General features: G+C 41.1%; 20 protein-coding genes and 1 pseudogene. 17 read left to right on the top strand and 4 right to left on the bottom strand.

What is annotated here, in order from left to right; genetic code table 11:
• Nucleotides 1-164: 164 nt before the first annotated feature.
• On the bottom strand, nucleotides 165-4001 hold the full coding sequence (gene purL / locus FTT98_RS06190) for a phosphoribosylformylglycinamidine synthase (RefSeq protein WP_180177163.1): 3837 nt from the start codon (nucleotides 3999-4001) through the stop codon (nucleotides 165-167).
• A 389-nt stretch (nucleotides 4002-4390) separates the two neighbouring features.
• Complete coding sequence (locus FTT98_RS06185) at nucleotides 4391-5281, bottom strand: M20/M25/M40 family metallo-hydrolase (protein ID WP_180164264.1); 891 nt, start codon at nucleotides 5279-5281, stop codon at nucleotides 4391-4393.
• A 355-nt stretch (nucleotides 5282-5636) separates the two neighbouring features.
• Here FTT98_RS06185 and FTT98_RS06180 point away from each other — a divergent pair, with 355 nt between their 5' ends.
• The 12 genes and pseudogenes from FTT98_RS06180 (at nucleotide 5637) to pal (ending at nucleotide 15843) form a co-directional block, all read left to right on the top strand.
• Nucleotides 5637-6977: a deoxyguanosinetriphosphate triphosphohydrolase gene (locus FTT98_RS06180; protein WP_180007613.1), complete on the top strand. Its 1341-nt coding sequence runs from the start codon at nucleotides 5637-5639 to the stop codon at nucleotides 6975-6977.
• Nucleotides 6978-7087: 110 nt separating this feature from the next.
• A complete protein-coding gene (gene ruvA, locus FTT98_RS06175) occupies nucleotides 7088-7690 on the top strand; it encodes a Holliday junction branch migration protein RuvA (RefSeq protein WP_168378057.1) in 603 nt (200 codons plus the stop codon).
• A gap of 247 nt (nucleotides 7691-7937) precedes the next feature.
• Complete coding sequence (gene ruvB, locus FTT98_RS06170; RefSeq protein ID WP_168378058.1) at nucleotides 7938-8945, top strand: Holliday junction branch migration DNA helicase RuvB; 1008 nt, start codon at nucleotides 7938-7940, stop codon at nucleotides 8943-8945.
• A 97-nt stretch (nucleotides 8946-9042) separates the two neighbouring features.
• Nucleotides 9043-9690 carry a hypothetical protein gene (locus FTT98_RS06165; protein WP_180177162.1) on the top strand — a complete coding sequence of 216 codons (648 nt, stop codon included), beginning with the start codon at nucleotides 9043-9045 and terminating at the stop codon, nucleotides 9688-9690.
• A gap of 23 nt (nucleotides 9691-9713) precedes the next feature.
• Nucleotides 9714-9839, top strand: a complete 126-nt coding sequence (locus tag FTT98_RS18100; protein WP_257223222.1) for a hypothetical protein — start codon at nucleotides 9714-9716, stop codon at nucleotides 9837-9839.
• Nucleotides 9840-9905: 66 nt separating this feature from the next.
• Entirely contained in the window at nucleotides 9906-10313 is a 408-nt protein-coding gene (gene ybgC / locus FTT98_RS06160; RefSeq protein WP_078190367.1) for a tol-pal system-associated acyl-CoA thioesterase, read from the top strand.
• Between the two features lie 27 nt (nucleotides 10314-10340).
• Complete coding sequence (gene tolQ / locus FTT98_RS06155) at nucleotides 10341-11039, top strand: protein TolQ (RefSeq protein ID WP_078192037.1); 699 nt, start codon at nucleotides 10341-10343, stop codon at nucleotides 11037-11039.
• On the top strand, nucleotides 11039-11488 hold the full coding sequence (gene tolR / locus FTT98_RS06150) for a protein TolR (protein ID WP_078190369.1): 450 nt from the start codon (nucleotides 11039-11041) through the stop codon (nucleotides 11486-11488). Before tolQ ends, tolR begins: the two co-directional genes overlap by 1 nt.
• 3 nt (nucleotides 11489-11491) lie before the next feature.
• On the top strand, nucleotides 11492-12784 hold the full coding sequence (gene tolA, locus FTT98_RS06145; RefSeq protein ID WP_180009967.1) for a cell envelope integrity protein TolA: 1293 nt from the start codon (nucleotides 11492-11494) through the stop codon (nucleotides 12782-12784).
• 278 nt (nucleotides 12785-13062) lie between these two features.
• A pseudogene (locus FTT98_RS06140) lies at nucleotides 13063-13368 on the top strand (cell envelope integrity protein TolA); the annotation flags it as partial.
• 553 nt (nucleotides 13369-13921) lie between these two features.
• Entirely contained in the window at nucleotides 13922-15205 is a 1284-nt protein-coding gene (tolB, locus tag FTT98_RS06135; RefSeq protein WP_180177166.1) for a Tol-Pal system beta propeller repeat protein TolB, read from the top strand.
• Nucleotides 15206-15273: 68 nt separating this feature from the next.
• On the top strand, nucleotides 15274-15843 hold the full coding sequence (gene pal / locus FTT98_RS06130; protein ID WP_078190372.1) for a peptidoglycan-associated lipoprotein Pal: 570 nt from the start codon (nucleotides 15274-15276) through the stop codon (nucleotides 15841-15843).
• Nucleotides 15844-16117: 274 nt separating this feature from the next.
• Here pal and FTT98_RS06125 read toward each other — a convergent pair whose 3' ends face one another.
• On the bottom strand, nucleotides 16118-16315 hold the full coding sequence (locus FTT98_RS06125; RefSeq protein WP_078190373.1) for an NF038105 family protein: 198 nt from the start codon (nucleotides 16313-16315) through the stop codon (nucleotides 16118-16120).
• Nucleotides 16316-16499: 184 nt separating this feature from the next.
• Between FTT98_RS06125 and FTT98_RS06120 the strand changes: the two genes are divergently transcribed.
• The 5 genes from FTT98_RS06120 (at nucleotide 16500) to FTT98_RS06100 (ending at nucleotide 19789) form a co-directional block, all read left to right on the top strand.
• Entirely contained in the window at nucleotides 16500-17474 is a 975-nt protein-coding gene (locus FTT98_RS06120) for a class 1 fructose-bisphosphatase (RefSeq protein WP_078192041.1), read from the top strand.
• Nucleotides 17475-17526: 52 nt separating this feature from the next.
• Nucleotides 17527-18303: an RNA methyltransferase gene (locus tag FTT98_RS06115; protein WP_078192042.1), complete on the top strand. Its 777-nt coding sequence runs from the start codon at nucleotides 17527-17529 to the stop codon at nucleotides 18301-18303.
• 160 nt (nucleotides 18304-18463) lie between these two features.
• Nucleotides 18464-19078, top strand: a complete 615-nt coding sequence (locus FTT98_RS06110) for an RNA polymerase sigma factor (RefSeq protein ID WP_111883945.1) — start codon at nucleotides 18464-18466, stop codon at nucleotides 19076-19078.
• Nucleotides 19075-19395, top strand: a complete 321-nt coding sequence (locus tag FTT98_RS06105; protein ID WP_078190377.1) for a hypothetical protein — start codon at nucleotides 19075-19077, stop codon at nucleotides 19393-19395. Before FTT98_RS06110 ends, FTT98_RS06105 begins: the two co-directional genes overlap by 4 nt.
• Nucleotides 19385-19789 carry a DUF3106 domain-containing protein gene (locus FTT98_RS06100; RefSeq protein ID WP_180105997.1) on the top strand — a complete coding sequence of 135 codons (405 nt, stop codon included), beginning with the start codon at nucleotides 19385-19387 and terminating at the stop codon, nucleotides 19787-19789. Before FTT98_RS06105 ends, FTT98_RS06100 begins: the two co-directional genes overlap by 11 nt.
• A gap of 88 nt (nucleotides 19790-19877) precedes the next feature.
• Here the strand turns inward: FTT98_RS06100 and FTT98_RS06095 are convergent, their stop codons facing one another.
• Nucleotides 19878-22292, bottom strand: a complete 2415-nt coding sequence (locus tag FTT98_RS06095; RefSeq protein WP_180177165.1) for a CSLREA domain-containing protein — start codon at nucleotides 22290-22292, stop codon at nucleotides 19878-19880.
• Nucleotides 22293-22307 lie beyond the last annotated feature (15 nt).

Below are 22307 nucleotides of genomic sequence, written 5' to 3'. Positions count from 1 at the left end.
ATGAAATACGGTATTCTGATGTGACAAAACCTGAATCCTGGTCGTTAAAGTGTTTGTTTGCACTCATATTTTAACTGTTAGGACTCAGGTTTTTTTATTTAAAGCAAACTATGGGACAGCAGTGACCCGAAGGCGGCTCTTTTCTATGATTCATCTATGTAAGATTAACCAATAAATTTACGTGCATTACGGAACATACGTAACCAAGCACCATCTTGATCCCAATCTTCTGGTTTCCACGAATGCTGAATCGCACGGAAGTTACGTTCAGGGTGCGGCATCATAATCGTTGCACGGCCGTCTTTAGACGTTACACCTGAAATCGCTTCTGGCGAACCATTCGGGTTCATTGGGTAATGCTGCGTTGGGTTGCCTTGGCTATTGACATAACGCAAGATCACTTGATCGCCTGCATTCAATGCTGCAATGTTTTCCGCACTAGCAACCACACGGCCTTCACCATGTGCAACAGCGATAGGAAGAATCGAACCTTCCATACCTTCTAACAATACAGAGTTAGATTTTTCAACGCGTACGTTAACTGCACGCGCTTCAAACATCTCAGATGTATTACGGTGGAAACGAGGCCAAGCTTCTGCGCCAGGAATAAGCGGTGCAAGCTGAGACAACATTTGGCAGCCGTTACAGATACCTAGAGAGAATGTTTCATCACGGTTGAAGAATTTCTCAAATTGGTCACGAAGTTTAGGATTGAACAATACAGATTTAGCCCAACCGCCGCCTGCGCCCAATACGTCACCGTAAGAGAAACCGCCACACGCTACTAGACCTTCAAAGTCATCAAGACTGATACGGCCAGCAAGCAAGTCGCTCATGTGTACGTCTACAGTGTTGAAGCCGACTTTATCAAATGCAGCAGCCATTTCTACATGACCGTTTACACCTTGTTCACGCAGAATCACCATGTTTGGACGGCGTTCATTGATGTACGGTGCTTCGATTGGCTCGTTCAAATCAAATGTTGGTTTTGCAATTAAACCTGCATGTGATTTGTCAGCAATCAGCGCATATTCTTGATCCGCAGTTTCTACGTTGTCACGCAGACGTTGGATTTGGTGAGACACTTCAGTCCATGCTTGCTGTAATTCAGCACGGTCTAAGCTCAAACCATTTACAGTTAAAGTATCTGTATCATTTACAGTACCTACCACTGCAATTGCATCTTTAAGGCTAGACGCTGCAACTTCAACTTCTAAGGCAGCCCAATCTGCTTTGCTGATTTGAAGCACTGCACCAATTTCTTCTGCAAACAAGCTTGCAGTAGATTGATCTTCAAGTGCTACACCTAGGCGTGAAGCGAACATCATTTCTGCAACAGTCGCCAATAGGCCGCCATCACCGATGTCATGGTAAGCCTTGATTAGACCACGGTTGTTCCAGTCTTGAACCAAGGCAAAGAATGCTTTGAAGTCATCGAAGCTGTCTACATCAGGAGTTACAGAACCAATTGCTTTGTAAACCTGAGCAAGGATCGAACCGCCTAGACGGAATTGACCTTTAGACAAATCAATACGTACCAGTACAGACTCGATATTTTTAAGTTCAGGTGTAAGCGTTTTACGAACATCGGTCACAGGTGCAAATGCTGTGATCACGCCTGACATTGGTGAAGTGACAGATTTGTCTTCGCCTTCGTCATTCCAAGTGGTACGCATAGACAATGAGTCTTTACCTACTGGAATTGCGATACCTAGTGCAGGACACATTTCCATACCGATGGCTTTAACGCCTTCGAATAGCGCTTGGTCTTCACCTTGTTGACCTGCAGCAGCCATCCAGTTTGCAGACAATTTAATGTCACTGATCTGGTCGATTTTTGCAGACATGATGTTTGAAATTGATTCTGCTACAGATAAACGTGCAGAAGCAGCAGGATTCAACAACGCAACTGGTGGACGCTCACCCATTGCCATCGCTTCACCTGTATAACCAACAAGGCTAGTCGTTGTTACTGCAACATCCGCTACAGGCACTTGCCACTTACCGACGAACTGATCCCGTGCAACCATACCTGTAATCGAACGGTCACCAATGGTGATCAAGAACGATTTAGATGCAACTGTTGGATTTTTAAGAACGCGGTAAATCGCATCTTTCAAATCTGTGACAGTTTCAGCAGTGAAATCATCGCCTTTACGTTCAATGGTTTCATATGAACGGCTCATACGCGGTGTACCACCAAGCATCACTTGCATAGGCATATCCACAGCTTTGTTTTCAAACAATGGATCGTTTACTGTCAATTGACGTGCTTCAGTTGCTTCACCAAGTACGGCGAATGGGCAGCGTTCACGTGCACACAGTGATTCAAACAATTCTAAAGAGCTTGGACGAATTGCCAATACATAACGCTCTTGTGCTTCGTTCGACCAAATCTCCATCGGAGACATGCCTTTTTCCAGTGATGGAATTTTACGAAGATCAAGGATTGCACCTAACTCATGATCGTTCACAAGTTCAGGCATTGCATTTGAAATACCGCCCGCACCCACGTCATGTACAGACACGATTGGGTTATGATCTTCCATGCGCCAGCATGCATCAATCACTTCTTGGCAACGGCGTTCCATTTCTGGGTTTTCACGCTGTACAGATGCGAAATCTAGGTTTTCACCTAACTTACCGCTGTCTACAGAAGACGCAGCACCGCCGCCTAAACCAATCAGCATTGCAGGACCACCTAGTACGATCAGTAAATCGCCTGGTTGAATCGCATCTTTTTCTACATGGTCAGGACGGATGTTACCGTAACCACCGGCAATCATAATTGGCTTATGGAAGCCTTTTACATCACCATTGACATTTTGTTCAAATGTACGGAAGTAACCATTTAACGCAGGACGACCAAATTCATTGTTAAACGCTGCACCACCCAATGGGCCTTCAATCATAATTTGAAGTGGAGATGCCATACGAGATGGTTTGCCGTAGTTTTCTTCCCATGGCTGTTCAAAACCCGGAATGTTCAAGTTAGAAACAGTGAAACCTGTTAAACCTGCTTTTGGCTTACCACCACGACCTGTTGCGCCTTCGTCACGGATTTCACCGCCCGAACCTGTTGCTGCACCAGCAAATGGTGCAATCGCTGTCGGATGGTTATGTGTTTCCACTTTCATCAAGATGTGAGCGGCTTGACTCTTGTATTTATAAACGTGGTGACCTGTTTCAGCATCTAGTTTTGGATAAAAACGCTGTGTGTCAAAACCCACAATTACAGAAGCGTTGTCTTTATATGCCGACAATACATCTGTAGGTGATTCTTTATAGGTGTTTTTAATCATTTGGAACAATGACAATGGTTGAACTTCACCATCAATTGTCCATTCTGAACCAAAGATTTTATGACGGCAGTGTTCAGAGTTTGCTTGAGCAAACATCATCAACTCGATGTCATGCGGGTTACGGCCTAACTTGATAAATGCTTCGGTTAAATAATCAATTTCTTCATCAGACAAGGCAAAACCAAACTCACTGTTGGCTTTTACCAATGCCGCTTTGCCTTCACCCAAAATATCAATGCTATTTAAAGGTTTTGGTTCAGTTTCAACAAATAACGCTGCAGCATCGTTAATGTGGTTAAACACACTTTCGGTCATGCGGTCATGCAATACTTGTTTTACTTCGTTTGAAACGTCTGTAATACCTTTTAAGGTAAACAAAACACCGCGTTCTAGGCGGTGTACAGGCGTATTACAGTTGGCAAAAATATCGGTTGCTTTTGATGACCAAGGAGAAATTGTGCCCACACGTGGTGTCACTAAAATTTGAACTTCATCACTTGCAGCTTGGCGTAATTCAAAAGATGCACCATCGTTTAAAAGCTGTAAAGCAGATTGCTGTTGTTGCTCGTCGAGCGCTTGGTCAAATAAATAAACCCATTGGCTATCGAAAGATTGAACAGAACTCATTGACGCTAAACGGTTTAAGAGTTGAGTTTTCTTAAAAGATGAATGTGCAGGTGCACCGGCAACGATAAACATGCTGATTTTGGCTCCACGGGCTGATCTTTTGGACCATGCCACAATGTGACTTGAAGAGAGCGCATATTCTACTGTGTATTAGTTAAATCAGCTAGATGTGAAAGTGAAATTGTAGTGCTTATATCGGGAAGTTTAGGCAATAATGCTTTTATTTTTAAATAATAAAATTGAATTTAGTCGCACAGATTAACACAAAATTATCTGATTTTTTCATTTCATCCTAAGAATAATATTCAAACTATAAAAATGTTTTATTTTTCAATAACAACTCACTTTTTAATCAAGCGTTCAAACCATATTTGAAAATGATTTTCAGGTCTAAATGTGTGAGATTTAAACCTGAAATTCATAAAAGACTAAAATCATTTCACATTTGAAATTGAAACATTTTATTTATTCAAATCTGACAATAGATGTTGAATTACATTGAGGGCTAAGTTCAGTGAGTTTACATCTACACCATCAATCGTATCGCAAGCCTTGTGATAGCACGGTGCAAATTCGAGTTCATCACCTTTCATTTGCTCATTAAATAAAATTAGTGAAGTAACGGGAACTTTCCCTAAAAATGGCAAAGTATCGCTTGCTGTTAAAGTCGTTACATCATCTTTAATCTGCATATTATTGGTTTTAAAATATTGACGCATACTTTGTTCTAATGCAGCATCCTGCGGGTGCTTAGGTAATTGACTCATGCTGTCTAAGATTGGCTGATAATCACTTTGTATAAGTCCATTGGCTTTAAACTGTGCCGCCATTTCTGCAATTGATGAATGGTCACCATCGGCAATCATGATATTCGGATTCTTTGTTCCCACCATATCAACATTGATATAGGCTTGAATGCCTTGAAGCTGTTTCTCACTGAGTGATTTCACAAAAGCTTGTGAACCTGCAATACCAACCTCTTCCGAATCCCAAAAGGCAAGATATAGTGTGTGTTTAGGTTTTACCTTTTGCTTCGCATAGTCTTGTAATAATGCTAACAATACTGCAACGCCTGAAGCATTATCATTAATCCCAGGCCCCATTTTCACCGAATCATAGTGCGCGCCGACAATCACAGCGGTATCTTTGAATTGCCCTTCAATCTCAATCACAATATTTTGCCCAACGGTCTTTTCTCGATTTTCAAATGGCAACATTTGCGCGTGCAAGCCTGCTTTCTTGGCTTGTTCAAGAATATATTGTGCAGAAGCCAATCCACCTGCTGTACCTACTGCACGATTGCCACCATTTTGTTCCGCAATTTCTTCAAATGTTTCTAAATGATGCATCATGCTATTTTCTGATGCAGCAACATTTTGGTTTGGCTGCACTTTCGTTATATTTTTTTCTGTATTGAAACTTGTACAACCTGACAAAAAAATGTCACGCCCAAACTTAGTGCAGTCAAAGTAGGAAGAAATTGCTTTCTATACATTTAAATTATTCTCATTGAAAATTAAAAAATGGGATAAAAGGTAAAATTTGCCCATCTATACTAACAGCCCATTTTTAAATTTCTGTTTTGTTTTGCATTTCATTAAGGCAAATCACTCATACATCTTTTAAGACAAGTTGTGTCGCCCCAGACTAGTGATTTTCAACTAAGTTTGGCATTATTCAATTCAAGTAATAAATGAATAATGATAAATGACTCAAATGCGTTGGCTTGAACTTCTTTCTACAGTTCGTATTGGTAGCAATAAACACAGTTCTGAACAGGCACGTAGCCCTTTTCATAAAGACTATGACCGCATTATATTTTCGCAGAGTTTTCGACAGCTTAATCGCAAGACCCAAGTCCATCCATTAACCCAACACGATGGCATTCATACTCGCCTGACGCACTCTTTAGAAGTGTCTTGTATTGGACGTTCATTGGGGATGCTGGCGGCTGAAAAAATTAAAGATGAACTCCCGATGTGGATTTCACCTGCCGATGTCGGTGCAATTATTCAAGCTGCGTGCTTGGCACACGATATTGGTAATCCACCTTTTGGCCATGCAGGCGAATATGCCATTCGAGAATGGTTTGATGACGCATCGCATACCAACTTTTTACAGGACTTAAGCCCTGAAGAAGAAGCCGATGTGCGTCAGTTTGAAGGTAATGCACAAGGCTTACGTTTACTGACTAAAATTGACTATCACCCGAATGATGGTGGTATGCGTTTAACCTATGCAACTTTAGGTGCATATTTAAAATACCCGTGGCTATCCAAAACTATTGCATCGCAAGGCAATAAACCTGCAAGCCAACGAGCAAAGTTTGGTTGTTATCAAGCAGAAAAAGAAATCTTGCAGCAAATTGCAGAACAATTGGGTTTAATTCAACTGGGCGAATATCACTACTGTCGTCATCCTTTGACTTATTTGCTTGAAGCCGCAGATGATATTTGTTATGCCTTAATTGACCTTGAAGATGGCATTATCCTCAACATGTTGAACTATAACGAAGTTGAGCCCATTTTCCTTGATTTGGTCGGTGACTATGGCATACCTGCCGAATTGGCTATGACTGATACCACTTGGCAACAAAAAATTGCCGCATTACGAGGTCGTGTGATGAAACGTCTAGTCGAAGAAGTCACGACTGCCTTTGCCCGTCATCATCATGATATTTTGTCAGGTCAACTCAAAGGCAGTTTATTGCAATATTGCAGTGAAGATATTGAGCGTGGAATTAACCGAGCAAAAGAATTAGCTCGCGATAAAATTTTTGAACATCCACAAAAAGCCGGCTTAGAGATTATTGCGCATCAAAGTCTACAAAATATTTTAGATGCATTTATTCCTCTAACTACGCCAAATAAAACCTTGAGTTTTAAAGAACAGCGACTGATGTCCATTCTCCACCGTTCGGGGGCACATTTTGGGCCGTTGCATTATGAAAACATCATGCAAGTATTGGATATTATCTCTAAATTTTCAGACCATCAGGCTTATAACCTTGCACAGGAACTTCAAGGCAATAAAGTTGGTTTCTTTTAAAGCTGAAAAAATGTGAAGGCTAGTAATTCGCTGGCCTTCACGCTAATCTCGCAACAAATTGAAATTGAGCAAATAGCTCAGACTAAACTGAAATAAAGTGAATAAATGACATGATCGGATGTTTAATTGGCGAAGTGCTGGCATTGGAAGCACCAACGGTATTACTCAATGTAAATGGTGTGGGCTATGAAATTGACACCCCACTTTCAACATTTTGCCAACTACAGAAAGGTCAAAAAATTACCTTGTGGACACATCTGGCTGTACGTGAAGATGCACAACTGCTGTATGGATTTAGCAATGCTCAAGAAAAACTGATCTTCCGCACACTGTTAAAAGTTAACGGCGTAGGCCCTAAAATGGCACTGGGCATTTTATCAACATTAAGTGTTGAAATGCTGATTCACACGGTTGAACATGAAGATGTAAACACTTTAGTCAAAGTTCCGGGTGTGGGTAAAAAGACCGCTGAACGCCTCATGATTGAGCTTCGTGATCGCTTTAAAGCCATGGCTTCAGGCACTGCACCAACCAATTCAACTGTTGAACAAATTCAATTTACAGGCAACTCTGCAGTTGCCGAAGCTGAGGCGGCATTGCAATCATTAGGTTACAAACCAATTGAAGCACAAAAATTAGTGAATGCTGCCAAAGGTGACTTTACTGAAGCCAGCGACATTATCCGTGCAGCACTTAAGTCGATGAATAAATAATTCAAATAGACATACCAATACACCTAAATTGGATACACGAAGGCGACATGGATGTCGCCATGTTGGATTGGGATATAAGGATATATCCTCAATCCAACACAAGATTTACTTGCGGACTTTTAAATATATTTAAAAGCCCTCATTTTGATCTTTCAAAAGTAAAGCAATGCCTACACAATGGCACTTAAACACAAATCACAACTTGAGGCTGTGCCTCGAAAGTTCAGCCAGAGATTGATTTAATTATATGCAAGACCGTCTTATCAGTGGTTCCGAAAAGCCCGAAGACCACTTCGACCGCGCCATCCGCCCAACTTCCCTTGATGACTACATCGGGCAGCCTGTCGTCCGTGAACAAATGGAAATCTTTATCGGTGCTGCACGTGGCCGTGAAGAAGCACTTGATCACACCTTAATTTTTGGCCCACCGGGTTTAGGAAAAACCACACTAGCCAATATTATTGCGCGTGAAATGGGCGGCAACTTAAAATCGACATCAGGCCCAGTCCTTGAGCGTGCAGGCGATTTGGCTGCGATGCTAACCAACCTCGAAGAAGGTGATGTTTTATTTATTGATGAGATCCATCGTCTTTCACCGGTCATCGAGGAAATTCTCTATCCAGCGATGGAGGATTACCAACTCGACATCATGATTGGTGAAGGCCCTGCTGCCCGTTCGATCAAACTGGATTTACCACCCTTCACTCTTGTTGCAGCGACGACTCGTGCAGGCCTACTGACCTCTCCTTTACGTGACCGTTTCGGTATCGTACAACGTTTAGAGTTCTATTCTGTCAAAGACTTAACGCATATTGTGACTCGATCTGCAAACTTGATGGATGTACCCATGACTGCCGAAGGTGCTCAAGAAGTTGCACGCCGTGCTCGTGGGACACCTCGTATTGCAAACCGTTTATTACGCCGGGTCCGTGATTATGCGCAAGTTAAAGGTACGGGTGAAGTAACCCAAGAGATGGCTCAACGTGCTTTGGACATGCTAAATGTCGATAAAGATGGTTTAGATACGCTAGACCGCCGTTATTTATCAATGCTACTAGAGCGTTTTGATGGTGGCCCTGCAGGTGTAGAAGCTTTAGCTGCTGCTATGGCAGAAGACTCAGGGACCCTAGAAGATGTGATCGAACCCTACCTCATTCAGCAAGGCTATGTCATGCGTACTGCACGTGGACGTATTGCCACCAATATGGCTTATTTACAGTTTGGGATGACACCACCAGAGCCGAAAGATAAATAGACGATTATTCACTGAACGACTTCAGGGAGTTAAATGCTCCCTGAATGTTTATTTAAATTTTAAAATAAATTCAATCCACTACAAACAGCAAACTAAAATGATAAATCTTGAGAATAGAATAATTAACAAAATTAATAGCGAATACATTCAAAACCTTCCATTAGACAGTGCCATTGAAAACATTCCCAGAGAACAACCCATCAGTTCATTTAGCCCAAAACAAATGAGTGATTTTGAAAGCTTATTCCACACCGAATACAATTATTTTATCACTGTCGAATGTGAAAACATTCTTAGCAAAGAAACTATAGAAGTAGATGAAGATAACATCTTAACTATTAAGCAATCGCCTTCTGCATATCGTATAAAAAACCTGAGCTTCAACTATACTTCTGCCCTCATTTTTATTGGGACGTACTATCACGACGACGTACAAGCTTTGGTCAAGGAAAACTTTAAGCCAGCAAAAATTAATACGTTGTATTTTAGCTTCTCATTCTTTGCTTTAGTCATACTCGTTTATGTGTTTTTCTGGATAGATCTACCTAATAAACTTTTACTCATGGTAGTTATTGGCCTTGGCTTTTGCTGCTTAACGTATATGTATGAATCTTTAAAAGCATTACTTCCAAAGCAACAGAAAAAGAAAATGGAAGAAACTCACTTTCATATTGCGGGATATTTAGCAGCTCATCTACAGGATTTTGTCGATGCAAAATTTAAATTAGATGAAAAAACAAATTAAAAGCAGCCACTTTTTAACCAATAATGACAACTACGAAAGTTAAAGATTTACGTGAGTTGAAACCTTGTGCCATTGGACTGATGACTCACGGTGCTAAACTGCCCGTCATTGAAGCACTTGACGAATCATTGAATTATCGCCATTTTTAAATGCTCTAATTCTTTGCTGAAGTGCAGACCAATATTTTTCAGATTTTATAAAGACGGAACACTCTCATGGCGAATAAATTCGAATTCAACATTCGTGTATATATTGAAGATACAGATGCAGGTGGCATTGTTTACCACGCAAATCATATTCGCTTTATGGAACGTACCCGCACAGAATGGCTACGCGCTTCAGGTGTAGACCATTATTGGCATCAAAAAGATTACAACTTTGTCGTTCATAAAATTAATGTGAAATATTCACGCCCTATATTAATGGATGACCTGATTACTGTTACAGCAAGTGTAGTTTCGTGTAAGGCTACGTCATTTGTGTTGCAACAAAATATTTATCGTGGTGATATTATGCTGGCATCAGGTGAGGTAGAATTGGCATGTATCAGTGCAGAGATGAAACCCCGTCGCCTTCCTGATGAAATACGTGAACTGATTCTGAAAGAATTGGAACAAGATTAAAAAAATTATTTGGCACATGTAGTAACTATGGCAACTCAACTAGAATCAACACTTAAAGTTTCAGACCTCATCTTACAAGCAAGTCCTGTCGTACAACTGGTAATGCTCCTGCTGCTCTTAGCTTCGTTATTCAGTTGGTATCTGATTGCCAAGTTACACATGAGTTATAAAAAAGCGCAGGCTGACGATGAACATTTCCAAAAAATCTTTTGGTCTGGCGCCGAACTCAACACTTTATACAACAATGCTCAGCTCAACTCGAAACGTGTTGGCCTTGAAGATGTTTTCTATCAAGGTTTAGGCGAGTTTTTCAAACTTAAAAAGCGTAATGCCAGCGCAGAACAATCCATTGAAGGTACAGAACGTATTCTTCGTGTGGGTTTAAGCCGTGACCAAGGACATTTAGAAAATGGTTTAGGCGCGCTTGCGAGTATTGGATCGGTTGCACCCTATGTTGGTTTATTCGGTACCGTTTGGGGCATTATGAACGCTTTTATTGGTTTGGCAGATGTTGACCAAGTCACCCTTGCTACGGTTGCTCCTGGTATTGCAGAAGCATTGATTGCAACGGCCATTGGTCTTTTTGCGGCAATTCCTGCTGTACTTGCATTTAACCATTTCACAGCCAAAGGTGAAGCCGTTTATAACGATCGTGCGCTTTTTGCCGAAGAAATGGTTGCGTTATTACAACGCCAGTCTGTAGGTTCAACTCAGGACAATGACTAATGGCTATTCAACGTTCTGGACGCTTTGAGCGCATCAAAAAACCATTAAAAAGTGACATGAACGTCGTACCTTATATTGATGTCATGTTAGTTCTTTTGGTGATTTTCATGGTCACTGCACCCATGATTACCACAGGTGTCAAAGTCGATTTACCACAGGCAAATGGCACGCCTATGCAAGCGGAAGATCGCCCTGCGATTGTTACACTTGAGGCGGATGGAACGATCAAACTCGAAGATAAAAATCATCAGAATGATGTACTCACACTTGATGAACTAAAATCTGTTTTAACTGCTTCACAAAATGAAGCGAACGAACAGAAAAAGCAAATGAGTGTCCTGATTAACGGCAGTGAATCTCGTCCTTATGGTGAAGTCATGAAACTCATGTCTGCCCTTCAAGATGCAGGTTTAACACAAGTAGGTTTACTGACTGAGCCATTAAAATAATTTATGAAAGATTTCAACAAGCCGCCTTTTAAACAAAAAGCCGTTGCGATTGGTTTCACACTAGGTGTGCATATCGTCGCTGTGGTTGGCTTACTTTATCTTGGCATGAGTAAACCACCTGAGCCCCCTAAAAAAATAACCACTGTTTTGGTAAAACCGGAAGATTTAAAACCTGTAACACGTGAAGTCACTGAGTTTGATGAAACCGCGCATGAAAATGTAGCTGAACAAATCACGCAAACAGCAGAACCTAGCGTTGAACCGGCACCCGAGATTCCAACGGCTGCACCACCTAAGCCAGCAGAACCACCTAAGGCAGATCCACAGATTGCTGCTCAACAGGCACTCGCTGCGGCAAAAGCACAGCAGCTTGCTGAACAAAAAGCTGCGGACAATGCAAAACGTGCTCAAGAACAAGCTAAAGCGGCTGAAGCTGCAAAACTAAAAGCACAACAAGAAGCCAAAGCGGATGCAGCTAAGGCAAAAGCAGATGCTACGGCGAAAGCCAATGCTGAAGCAGCAAAACGTAAAGCTGATGCTGATGCCAAAGCCAAGGCTGAAAAAATCCATGCCGATGCTTTAAGAAAAGCAGAAGCTGACAAAGCCAAAGCTGCAGCAACGGCAAAAGCCAATGCAGATGCAAAAGCCAAGGCCAATGCGGATGCTGCAAAACGTAAAGCAGATGCAGACGCGAAAGCTAAAGCCAATGCGGAAGCTGCAAAACGTAAAGCTGATGCTGATGCCAAAGCTAAAGCCAATGCAGAAGCTGCAAAACGTAAAGCTGATGCTGATGCGAAAGCCAAGGCCAATGCAGATGCGGCAAAACGTAAAGCAGATGCTGATGCAAAAGCTAAGGCCAATGCAGAAGCTGCAAAACGTAAAGCAGACGCCGATGCAAAAGCCAAGGCCGATGCAAAGACTAAAGCCGATGCCGAAGCACGCGAACGTGCAGCCGAAGAAGCCAAAGCTTCATCTGCAAAAAAAGCAGCTGAAGAAGCTGCACAGAAAAAAGCTGAAGCGAAGAAAATTGCTTCAACAGCAAAACGTGATTTTGAAAATAGGATTAAGCGTGCGTGGGATACACCTTCAGACTCTGCGGGTAAAACGGCGTCTGCTCGCGTTACCCTTACGGAAAGTGGTTCAGTTCGGTCAGTGATTGTGAACTCTAGTGATCCTGATATGAAAGCCAGTATTGAGGCTGCTGTTCGAGCTGCTGCACCATACCCAATGCCGAGTGACCCAGATGCAAAACGTGAAGCTCAAAGTTTTACGTCCACCTTCAAGTCATCACGTTAATTTTTAAATCCCTGCAAACCTTGTGGGGATTTTTCATTTACTTATATACTGAATTATATAACATGAAAACATTATTATTATTTTCGACACTAACACTCCTAGGCTCTCAATCATTCGCCGAAAATCGTTCAATTTACATCCCATCTTCGACCATGCCTGACCATATTCCACCTGAACAATTTAATGCTTTGCTGATGGATCATGCTAAAACAACTCAACCTGAGAAATCAGTACAGGACGTAAAAAAGCCTCTTAAACCCATTTCACATGCTCTAAATGAAGAAGATGCAAAGAAAAAAACGGAAGCCAAGAAAATCGCTTCAACAGCTAAACGTGATTTTGAACATAAAATCAAACGTGCTTGGGATACACCACCTGGCTCTAGCGGTAAAACGGCCATTGCTCGCGTGATTTTATCTGAAACAGGTGCTGTCCAAGCTGTCATCGTAAGCTCCAGTGATCCTGATATGAAAGCCAGTATTGAGGCTGCAGTTCGTGCTGCTGCACCATATCCGATGCCTAGCGACCCAGATGCTAGACGTGAAGCACAAAGTTTTACCTCTACATTTAGATCTTCAAATTAAGTTTGATAAATCCGTGCATTGCTTGCGGGGATTTTTTTGTGGTTAAGCAATGAATCACCCCATACCCATTTTTTCTTATCTTCAATAGATCAAGTTTCATCGCTGGTATGATGTTTATTTTTAAGCTTCTACATCCATCCCCCCAGTTCCACCCTTTCCTAAAATGAATACTCAATCGATTGTACCTGTGTGTTTCAATACTTGAGCTTTTATAAAGCTCTAGCCCCGACTAATTGATCCATTCTTGTCTTCGTTCTATATAACGCCGTGTATGTGGGACTCAGCAGCATCAAGTATTGCTAAAATTTTCTAAACACTTGATTCAAAAATAGAATCTTATAACTAAAGAATTATCATTTTCATTCCAAAATGTGATGTTGTGTTCATCATTTTTAAGCTAGACTTGACGAAACTCGAATAAAATCTTTGCATTTTTCACAGTGTTATAACAGTTCAGTCATATTTTCATGCTTTCAATATCCCAAAATCATGCCATTATGTGACACAACCAAATACAGACAATAACTCACATTTTTAGAGTAATTAGCGAATGATGGAAATGACGCGTAAACATCTTCTTTGCTTAGCCGTATTCACTGCTTTGAGCCCAGTTTTAATCACTCAAACGCATGCGCAGCTTCACCTCGAAATCACTAAAGCTCCTGAAGAAGCACCTAAAATTGCGATCGTGCCTTTTAGTAATGACTCAAATATTTATCCAGTGGTTGAAAATGACTTGAACCGCTCAGGTAAATTTACCAGTGCCTCTAAAAACTTACCTGCAACTGCAACAATAAACTCACCTAATGCAGAAGCATGGAAAGCTGCGGGCGTACCCTATGTTGTGACAGGTACATCAAAAACAACTGCAGATGGCTCTTATGAAATTCACTATCAACTGTATAATGTTGAAAAAAAACAATACCTGTTAAATGAACTACTCACTGTACCTGCTTCACGTTACCGTCAAGCTGCGCATATGATCAGTGATGCAATCTATCAAGCTTTAACGGGTATTCCAGGTGACTTCAGCGGCCGTATTGCCTATGTATTGCGTAATGCAGCAACACCAGATCAGCGCTATACCCTACAAATTGCAGATACGGATGGTGAACAACCCCGTACCATTTTGACTTCACGTGATCCAATCCTGTCCCCTGCGTGGACGCCTGATGCGAAAAAGCTAGCCTATGTTTCTTTTGAAACCAAGCGCCCTGCAATTTACATCCAAGACTTAGCAAGTGGTAACCGTGAAAAAGTTGCAAGTTTCCGTGGACTAAATGGTGCGCCAAGCTTCTCACCTGATGGTAAATCAATGTTATTTACCGCATCGATGCATGGCAATCCTGAAATCTATCAAATGGATTTACAGACTCGCCAATTAAAACGCATGACCAATGACACAGCGATTGATACAGAAGCACGTTATGCCCCTGACGGTAAATCATTTATTTTTACCTCTGACCGTGGCGGCTCTCCACAAATTTATACCTACAACTTAAGTGCTGAAAGTGTCAAACGTTTAACTTTCCGTGGCGCTTTCAATGCACGTGGTACGTTAAGTGCGGACGGTAAAAAATTAGCTTTGGTACATCGTCCTAGCGGTAGTAACTATAAAGTTGCAGTTCAAGACATTGGTTCTGGTGTAACCAATATTTTAACGCCAACCAGTTTAGATGAATCACCAAGCTTCTCTCCAAATGGTCAAATGGTGGTGTATGCAACACGTGAAGCAAACCGTGGTTTGCTCTCGATCATGTCTTTAGATGGTCGTTTCCGCATGAACTTACCAAGTGAACAAGGTGAAGTTCGTGAACCAGCTTGGGCACCGAAATAAACACTGCATGATTTATTCAACAATAACTTTTTAATGAAACATCATAAATAACTGTCATGGAGATCAATATGAACGCGATGAAACTGATTGCACTACCTGTTTTAGCTACAGCATTAGTAATGACTGGTTGTGCCAGCCGTAAACCTGCTGCAGATGTACAAGCAGGACAAAACCCAAATGGCTCAACCACTGTAAACACTTCAGGTTTAAGTGAAGATGCAGCACTCAATGCACAAAACCTTGCAGGTGCCTCATCGAAAGGTGTAACTGAAGCGAATAAAGCATTTTTAGCGAAGCGCGTAGTACACTTTGACTACGACAGTACAGAGCTTAGCAATGAAGATTTACAAACCCTTCAAGCTCACGCTCAGTTCCTAGTTGCTAATGCAAACTCACGTGTGGCTTTAACAGGTCACACCGATGAACGTGGTACTCGTGAATACAACATGGCACTTGGTGAACGTCGTGCCAAAGCTGTTGAAAGCTTCCTAATTACAACAGGCGTAAGTCCAAATCAGCTTGAAGCAGTCAGCTATGGTAAAGAAATGCCAATCAATGCGGGTCATGATGAAAATGCATGGAAAGAAAACCGTCGTGTAGAAATTAACTACGAAGCTGTTCCTCCGCTGCTTAAATAAGACTTGAATAAGACTTGAATAAAACTGAGCTAAAAAAGCACTCATTAATGAGTGCTTTTTTATTTAACCGGTATCATTTTATTTATATCGTTTCATTTGCACCGTTCTATTCAACGTTCTTTGCTTTAACTCAATTTAGCCCTTTAACTCAGGATAAATTCGATTAGCGGCTTTAGAACTTAAGAAAATATCCAATTAAAAATGCAAATGAACGACTTTTAAAACGATATCCTTAGCTTTACTAACTAGAAAATTAGCTTAACAATCCAAATCATTACGCTTCTGCTTCTGGATGTTCAGCATTTTCTTTTTCTGTTTGCATCGACTCAATGAGGTCATGTTTATTGAACTTTTTATACTCTGCTTTTGCTTCGTAACTGCTCCATGCAGCTTTTACGGTATCCGCAGAAATATCGTCTAAATTCAATCCCTCAGTTGCAGTCGGAGTCGCATCAAATTTTTGTGTGGTCATTGTTGTGCTCCCTGTCTTTCGATTTATACATTAGATTCAACATAGCATGTTATTCAGGACTTGCAAGGGTAAAATCACGACAAATAGTCTAGTTTAATTTTTCTTTTCCTTCGTTCTCATCTAAAATGTTGCACAATCACATTTTTATCATTTTTGATAAATTAATATTTGGAGTTTTCCGGTTATGTCAAATCTCACCCTTTCCCAATTTCTACAACAACAAAGTGGTAATCTAACTCCTGCATTAGCACAAGTTATTGAAACAATTGGTAATACATGCAAAGACATCGACCTTCTTTTACAAAAAGGTGCTTTGGCTGGTGTATTGGGTAGCGCGCAACACGAAAACGTTCAAGGTGAAGAACAAAAGAAACTTGATGTCATTTCAAATGATTACCTCATCGATGCATTAAAAGTTCATCCACATGTCGGTGGTTTGGCATCTGAAGAATTAGATGAATTCACACCAGCTCAAGAAAATGGCGATTATCTTGTCTTATTTGACCCATTAGATGGTTCAAGCAACATTGATATCAATATGTGTGTTGGCACAATTTTCTCAATTCTTCCTGCAAAAAATGCCGTAACACAAGCTGAAGATTTCATGCAAGCGGGTGTTAACCAAGCGGCTGCAGGTTATGTATTGTATGGCCCATCAACAATGATGGCTCTAACTGTCGGTGCTGGCGTAGTCTTTTTTACTTTTGATCCAGAAAGCAAAGAATTCTTATTAACTAAAGATGCGATTGCGGTTGCAGCAGATACTAAAGAATATGCAATTAATGCATCAAACCAGCGTCACTGGGAAGAGCCTGTAAAACGTTATATCGACGAACTTCTTGCAGGTAAAACTGGCCCGCGTGAAAAAGACTTCAATATGCGTTGGGTTGCATGCATGGTGGGTGATATTCATCGTATTCTTTGCCGTAGCGGTATCTTCATGTATCCATACGACTTCAAAGATCCGAAAAAAGCAGGCCGTCTACGTTTAATGTACGAAGCAAACCCAATGAGTATGTTGATGGAACAAGCTGGCGGTGCTTCTACAACAGGCCGTGTCCGCATTCTAGACATCCAACCAACAGAACTTCATCAACGTGTTCCTGTGATTATTGGTTCTAAAAACGAAGTTGACCTAGTTACGTCATACCATAATTAATTTCTTATAACGAAAGTCAGTATTTTTGCTGACTTTCGTGGATATCTCCCTCATGGCTCTGATTTATCTCGAATCAAAAGACAACCCGAAAATTAAGCACCTCCGTGGCTTAATCGAACAAAATGCCTACCGTAAAAAACAAGGTCAAACTGTTTTGGAAGGCACACACTTGGTGTTGTCATGGTTAGACTCAAAACGTCCAATCAAATCGATTTTCACCACTGAACAAGCAATTAACCATGCTGATTTCGACCGCATTGCGGAACAATATCAAGGTGCTGTGTTCATTCTAAGTGAATCTTTATACAAAGATATCAGTACACTTGGAACATCTATTGCTTGCTTAGCAATTGTGGATTTACCAAGTTCAAGTGAAGCGCTTAACTTCAGTGAAGACACCTTAATTTTAGACAATATTCAAGACCCCGGTAATGTAGGCACCCTACTCCGTTCTGCTGCCGCGGCGGGTATTGAGCAAGTTGTTTGTACCAAAGGCTCTGCATCGCTCTGGTCACCGCGTGTATTACGCGCAGGTATGGGCGCACATTTTTCATTAAATACCTTTGAAAATATTGCCCTTGAAGATATTTTGACGAAATTCAAAATTCCAGTGTATGCAACAAGCTCACATCAGTCTGAAAACCTATATAGCAAAAATTTACGCAAACAATGTGTGTGGATTTTAGGCAATGAAGGTCAAGGTGTTTCTGAGTATGCATTACAACATGCCGAAGCCGTTGCGATTCCTCAACCGGGTGGTCAAGAATCACTAAACGTAGCCATTGCTGGCTCGATCTGTTTTTTTGAAATGGTACGTCAGCGTCAGTAAAATCGTTATTTTATTGTATTTAGCGCTTAAGCCTGAAAAAAATAGACTACACTAGAAAAAATAATAATTCTTTTTGTCAACCTAACCGTTATTTCCATCGTTATTTGTACATGAATATGGAAATAACGGTGGGTATCCGATGACAGGATTTTCCATCTCTATGGATTTAGCACCCAAAAAGTCCGAGACGCAAGACAGCAGTGTTTTAAAAAGCACGGCTGAGTCTCGCCTGAAAAACTTCATGAATGAAGTGACGGGGCGTGCTTTAGTAATGATGGAAAGTGCAACGCACGGTCAACATGGCATTGCCATGGACTTGGTGCAAGAAGCCTTTATTTCCTTACATAAAGCTTATGCTGAAAAGTCCACAGAGGAATGGTATCCCCTGTTTTACACCATTTTAAATAATAAGCTGCAAGATTGGCGTCGAAAGGAAGCACGTCGTTCGCAGCCGTTTTCCCTATTTAGAAAAGTCAGCCTAGATGACGACGATGTCGAAATACAGGATGTTGTAGATGAATCTACACCAAACCCTTTCGACTTTCTGGATCAGGCTGTCACTGCAGAGGAAATACAAGATGCTATCGCAGAACTTCCAGTCCGCCAGCAACAAGCATTTATGTTACGAGCTTGGGAAGGCTTTGATACGCATACAACTGCAGAAATTATGAATTGTTCCGAAGGCAGTGTTAAAACACATTACCACCGTGCCATTCAAGGTTTACGTACCGCTTTGGCACATTTGAATCCACATATGGGAGGATCATCCGAATGAAACAAGATGATTTCTTAAAGCAAGTAACTTCCAAACTTGATGGACTCGCACAGCACCATAAAGACAAAGCAACTGTCATGAATAACGTGCTTGAAGATATTCATCAGCGCGAAACTTCTCGTTATGGTTTCTGGAAAATGTCTGGCTTTGCACTTGCAGCAGCAATTGCAGGTTTTGTCATTTTACCGAATGCGACTGTACTGGATGACAAACCACAAAATCAGGTGATTTCAACCCCTAAGCTCTCCCCTCAAATGGTGGAAGATCTTGAAATGTTGATGGTTCTGGGTGAGGACAAAGTTCCACATGGCAGCTAAAAAATTAGCAATTGCATTCTGTGCTTTTAGTTTTTTGCAAACCAGTTTTGCTGGCTTTGATCGCTTTTGGATTTTTTCAAAAGATGCAGATACTCAAGTTAATGAAACTTGGGATTCGCTATCTGAAGCAGAACAACAGGCTTTAATTAAAAAGTATCAGGCACTCAAAGAGATTCCTGCAGATCAACGTGTCAGCTTGCAACAGCGCATGGATTGGTTCACCCAACTTCCAGACAGTGAAAAGCAGCGTATGCGCGAAACATGGCAAAAAATGAGTACTTTAGAACGTAAAGAACTCGCGACACGTATGCAAAAAGCTAGTCCTGATGAACGACCTGCTATTCGCGATGAGTATATCAATAAATACTTACAGCCTATCGCTATCGTTCACTAATCAAAAACAACAGTATGCTGTGAAAATCAAATCCATTACATTAGCTAAGCCATAAAAAAAGCCTCTTATCGAGGCTTTTTTTATTGTATTACTTGCTCAACCGACGCTGACGATACACACCTAAACCAATCAATGCCAACAGTCCAAATACTCCCATTGAGCCACCGCCGCTAGAAGAAGAGTTGGTATTTTTCGCGGTATTCTTAAGGGTCAGAATTGCATTACTTGATGCAATGCCGTCACTATCGACAACACTATATTCAACAGGATAGTCAAACTGACTAAAGCCATTTTTTACAGAGAAGGTGATTTTGCCACCGTAGCAGGTTTCCTTTAAATAACTTGCTGGACAGCTACCACTATACTCAGCTTCAAAGTTTAAACCTGCTGGGATTTTCGTAAAACGAATTGGAATAATTTGGCCTTCTTCATTTTTATGCCATACCGATTTACCCGCTGGCATAGATGCAACTGGACCATCACCATCATCATTAGCATTTTCTAATAAATTATTGACGGTAACAGACAAATTATTTGACGGACTAATCGTATATTGAGCAGCTTTGGCCACTGGGGTCATATTTTTAAATGCCACACGGACCACACCAGAGGATTCCGCCTGACTCCCTGTCTTTTGTTTTAGCGTATATTTACAAAAACCGTATTCGGTAGGCGCTGTTGTTACCCCACTGGTGCGATATATAACGATTTGTTTTATTCCAGCATCCCAATCACAGTGCAGGTCATGTGGTGGATTACCCACAATACTTGCTTCGCCTGTACTAGACACCGTAATTTCACTACCAATGCCGATTGGTGAAGTCGTCACGGTATAGTTGTCAGCATTTAAGGCGATTTGTCGTGTTTCAGCACTTCCATTCACAGACTCTTCTTGAGGTAATGATGCTGGGAATGGATCAAAATAAACCGCACGATATTTAAGGTTATTTTTTAATGCACTGAATACCGCTTCGTACTTTGTTAAATCATCCTGATTGGCAACTTTGTATTCTGCATAATCAGGATCATCGATATCCTTTTTCAAAGCATCAATTGTATTTTGATACTTATCTTGCAGAGCTGTTAAAGACTCATTGGTAATATCTGCCATATCTGCTGCGGTTAAATTCATTAACTCAACCGAACCAATATCACATGTGTTTCTTTGCGTAGGTGATAACTGTAAAGTACCATCTGTGATCCGCAAAATACCCCGTTGATCCGCATCACTACAACCTTCTAAGCCAAGATTGATCAAGTCAAAACCGCTGCCGATTGCTTTCGGGTAATACAAAGGTAAATACAAGTTATAAGCAGATTTTGTTTGTAGGGCGCTTAATAAAGTGCCCATAGCATAGCTACTTACGTCATGGTTTTGCAGAAAGCTTTCCGTACTATTCAGCACACTTTCGGGTAAATCACACTGTGCGGCTGCCAGTTCAAAAGCGTTATTACTTGCAACAAATTTTTGACTATTATCAGGTACAGCGTTATTGAGATAACGACAAGATTTCCCACCAGTATTGTAGGCCAATACATTGAAATACCAAGCCTTTGTACCATTGTTATCATAATAATAGGTACTAGCCGCATTGTTCTCGACTATTGTATTACTGGTTAAAACGAAGCTAGAAAAAGCACTTAAACGTTCCGTTCCCTGAGAAATGGCACGGATAATACTACCCGTATTTGGATTTGCTTGGTTTTTTGCAATCGTATTTGCTGTCAGTTCAACTTTGGCATTTCCACAGAAGTCCATCACACTATTGCTCGTCGATGAACCATTTTGAATAATACTGCTTTGCTGGAACACAATTTCAGGCTGGGTATCCCCCAAGTTGCCGATACAGTCCATAGCTACCACACTACCTTTAGGTGCGACGTTACCCTGAACTAAACTGCTCACCAATAATGTTTTTTTCGACATATTATGCGCAACGGAGTAGATCGCACCGCCAGCAACTTTGGCCTGAGAGTTTTCTATTGCACCATTATTTAAGGTAAATGCTCCCCCTAAATACAAGGCACCACCACGGTCTTCTGCCATCCCGCCAGTAAGGCGTACATTATTGACGATAAAGTTGGCTTCTGAGCGTGAAGTATTAAAAATACGCGATTTGCCTTGGGCATTAATCGTCGTTCTAATATATTCATAGGCAGGAAATTTCTGCGTCAGTAAATTTTTTGAATCATAGTTAAAGCGACTTTTCCCCTCTATCACGATCTGATTTAGAGGAACTAACTCACCTTTGGTCAGAAGATATTCACCTGCTTCAAGTTGAATATAATCGGTCTGCCCATTATTTGGATTACCGACATTACATCCACCAAAAGATTTGTTTTTACGTGCAGTTTCAATCGCTTCACGTAAAGAACATTGATTGAGATTTTCACCATTTTCATCATCAAAGGTCGTAACTTTGATGATGTTACTTGTCGCTGCCATAGATGACATAGCCGCAAGGACCATGACCGCCAGCAATCCTTTTTTATAATTTTTCATGTGCTGTCCTTAATT

It is taken from the genome of Acinetobacter sp. YH12039 (assembly GCF_013420015.1).
In the GTDB taxonomy this organism is placed as follows: Bacteria; Pseudomonadota; Gammaproteobacteria; order Pseudomonadales; family Moraxellaceae; genus Acinetobacter; species Acinetobacter amyesii.
This window is presented reverse-complemented; position numbering and strand designations above follow the sequence as displayed.

Coding starts and splice junctions, on each gene's coding strand:
- tolA (WP_180009967.1), top strand. CDS start 11,492: ATGAAAGATTTCAACAAGCCGCCTTTTAAACAAAAAGCCGTTGCGATT.
- FTT98_RS06185 (WP_180164264.1), bottom strand. CDS start 5,281: ATGATGCATCATTTAGAAACATTTGAAGAAATTGCGGAACAAAATGGT.
- FTT98_RS06105 (WP_078190377.1), top strand. CDS start 19,075: ATGAAACAAGATGATTTCTTAAAGCAAGTAACTTCCAAACTTGATGGA.
- tolR (WP_078190369.1), top strand. CDS start 11,039: ATGGCTATTCAACGTTCTGGACGCTTTGAGCGCATCAAAAAACCATTA.
- FTT98_RS06095 (WP_180177165.1), bottom strand. CDS start 22,292: ATGAAAAATTATAAAAAAGGATTGCTGGCGGTCATGGTCCTTGCGGCT.
- ruvB (WP_168378058.1), top strand. CDS start 7,938: ATGCAAGACCGTCTTATCAGTGGTTCCGAAAAGCCCGAAGACCACTTC.
- ybgC (WP_078190367.1), top strand. CDS start 9,906: ATGGCGAATAAATTCGAATTCAACATTCGTGTATATATTGAAGATACA.
- FTT98_RS06110 (WP_111883945.1), top strand. CDS start 18,464: ATGGATTTAGCACCCAAAAAGTCCGAGACGCAAGACAGCAGTGTTTTA.
- FTT98_RS06180 (WP_180007613.1), top strand. CDS start 5,637: ATGACTCAAATGCGTTGGCTTGAACTTCTTTCTACAGTTCGTATTGGT.
- purL (WP_180177163.1), bottom strand. CDS start 4,001: ATGTTTATCGTTGCCGGTGCACCTGCACATTCATCTTTTAAGAAAACT.
- FTT98_RS06115 (WP_078192042.1), top strand. CDS start 17,527: ATGGCTCTGATTTATCTCGAATCAAAAGACAACCCGAAAATTAAGCAC.
- tolB (WP_180177166.1), top strand. CDS start 13,922: ATGGAAATGACGCGTAAACATCTTCTTTGCTTAGCCGTATTCACTGCT.
- FTT98_RS06120 (WP_078192041.1), top strand. CDS start 16,500: ATGTCAAATCTCACCCTTTCCCAATTTCTACAACAACAAAGTGGTAAT.
- pal (WP_078190372.1), top strand. CDS start 15,274: ATGAACGCGATGAAACTGATTGCACTACCTGTTTTAGCTACAGCATTA.
- FTT98_RS18100 (WP_257223222.1), top strand. CDS start 9,714: ATGACAACTACGAAAGTTAAAGATTTACGTGAGTTGAAACCTTGTGCC.
- ruvA (WP_168378057.1), top strand. CDS start 7,088: ATGATCGGATGTTTAATTGGCGAAGTGCTGGCATTGGAAGCACCAACG.
- FTT98_RS06100 (WP_180105997.1), top strand. CDS start 19,385: ATGGCAGCTAAAAAATTAGCAATTGCATTCTGTGCTTTTAGTTTTTTG.
- FTT98_RS06165 (WP_180177162.1), top strand. CDS start 9,043: ATGATAAATCTTGAGAATAGAATAATTAACAAAATTAATAGCGAATAC.
- tolQ (WP_078192037.1), top strand. CDS start 10,341: ATGGCAACTCAACTAGAATCAACACTTAAAGTTTCAGACCTCATCTTA.
- FTT98_RS06125 (WP_078190373.1), bottom strand. CDS start 16,315: ATGACCACACAAAAATTTGATGCGACTCCGACTGCAACTGAGGGATTG.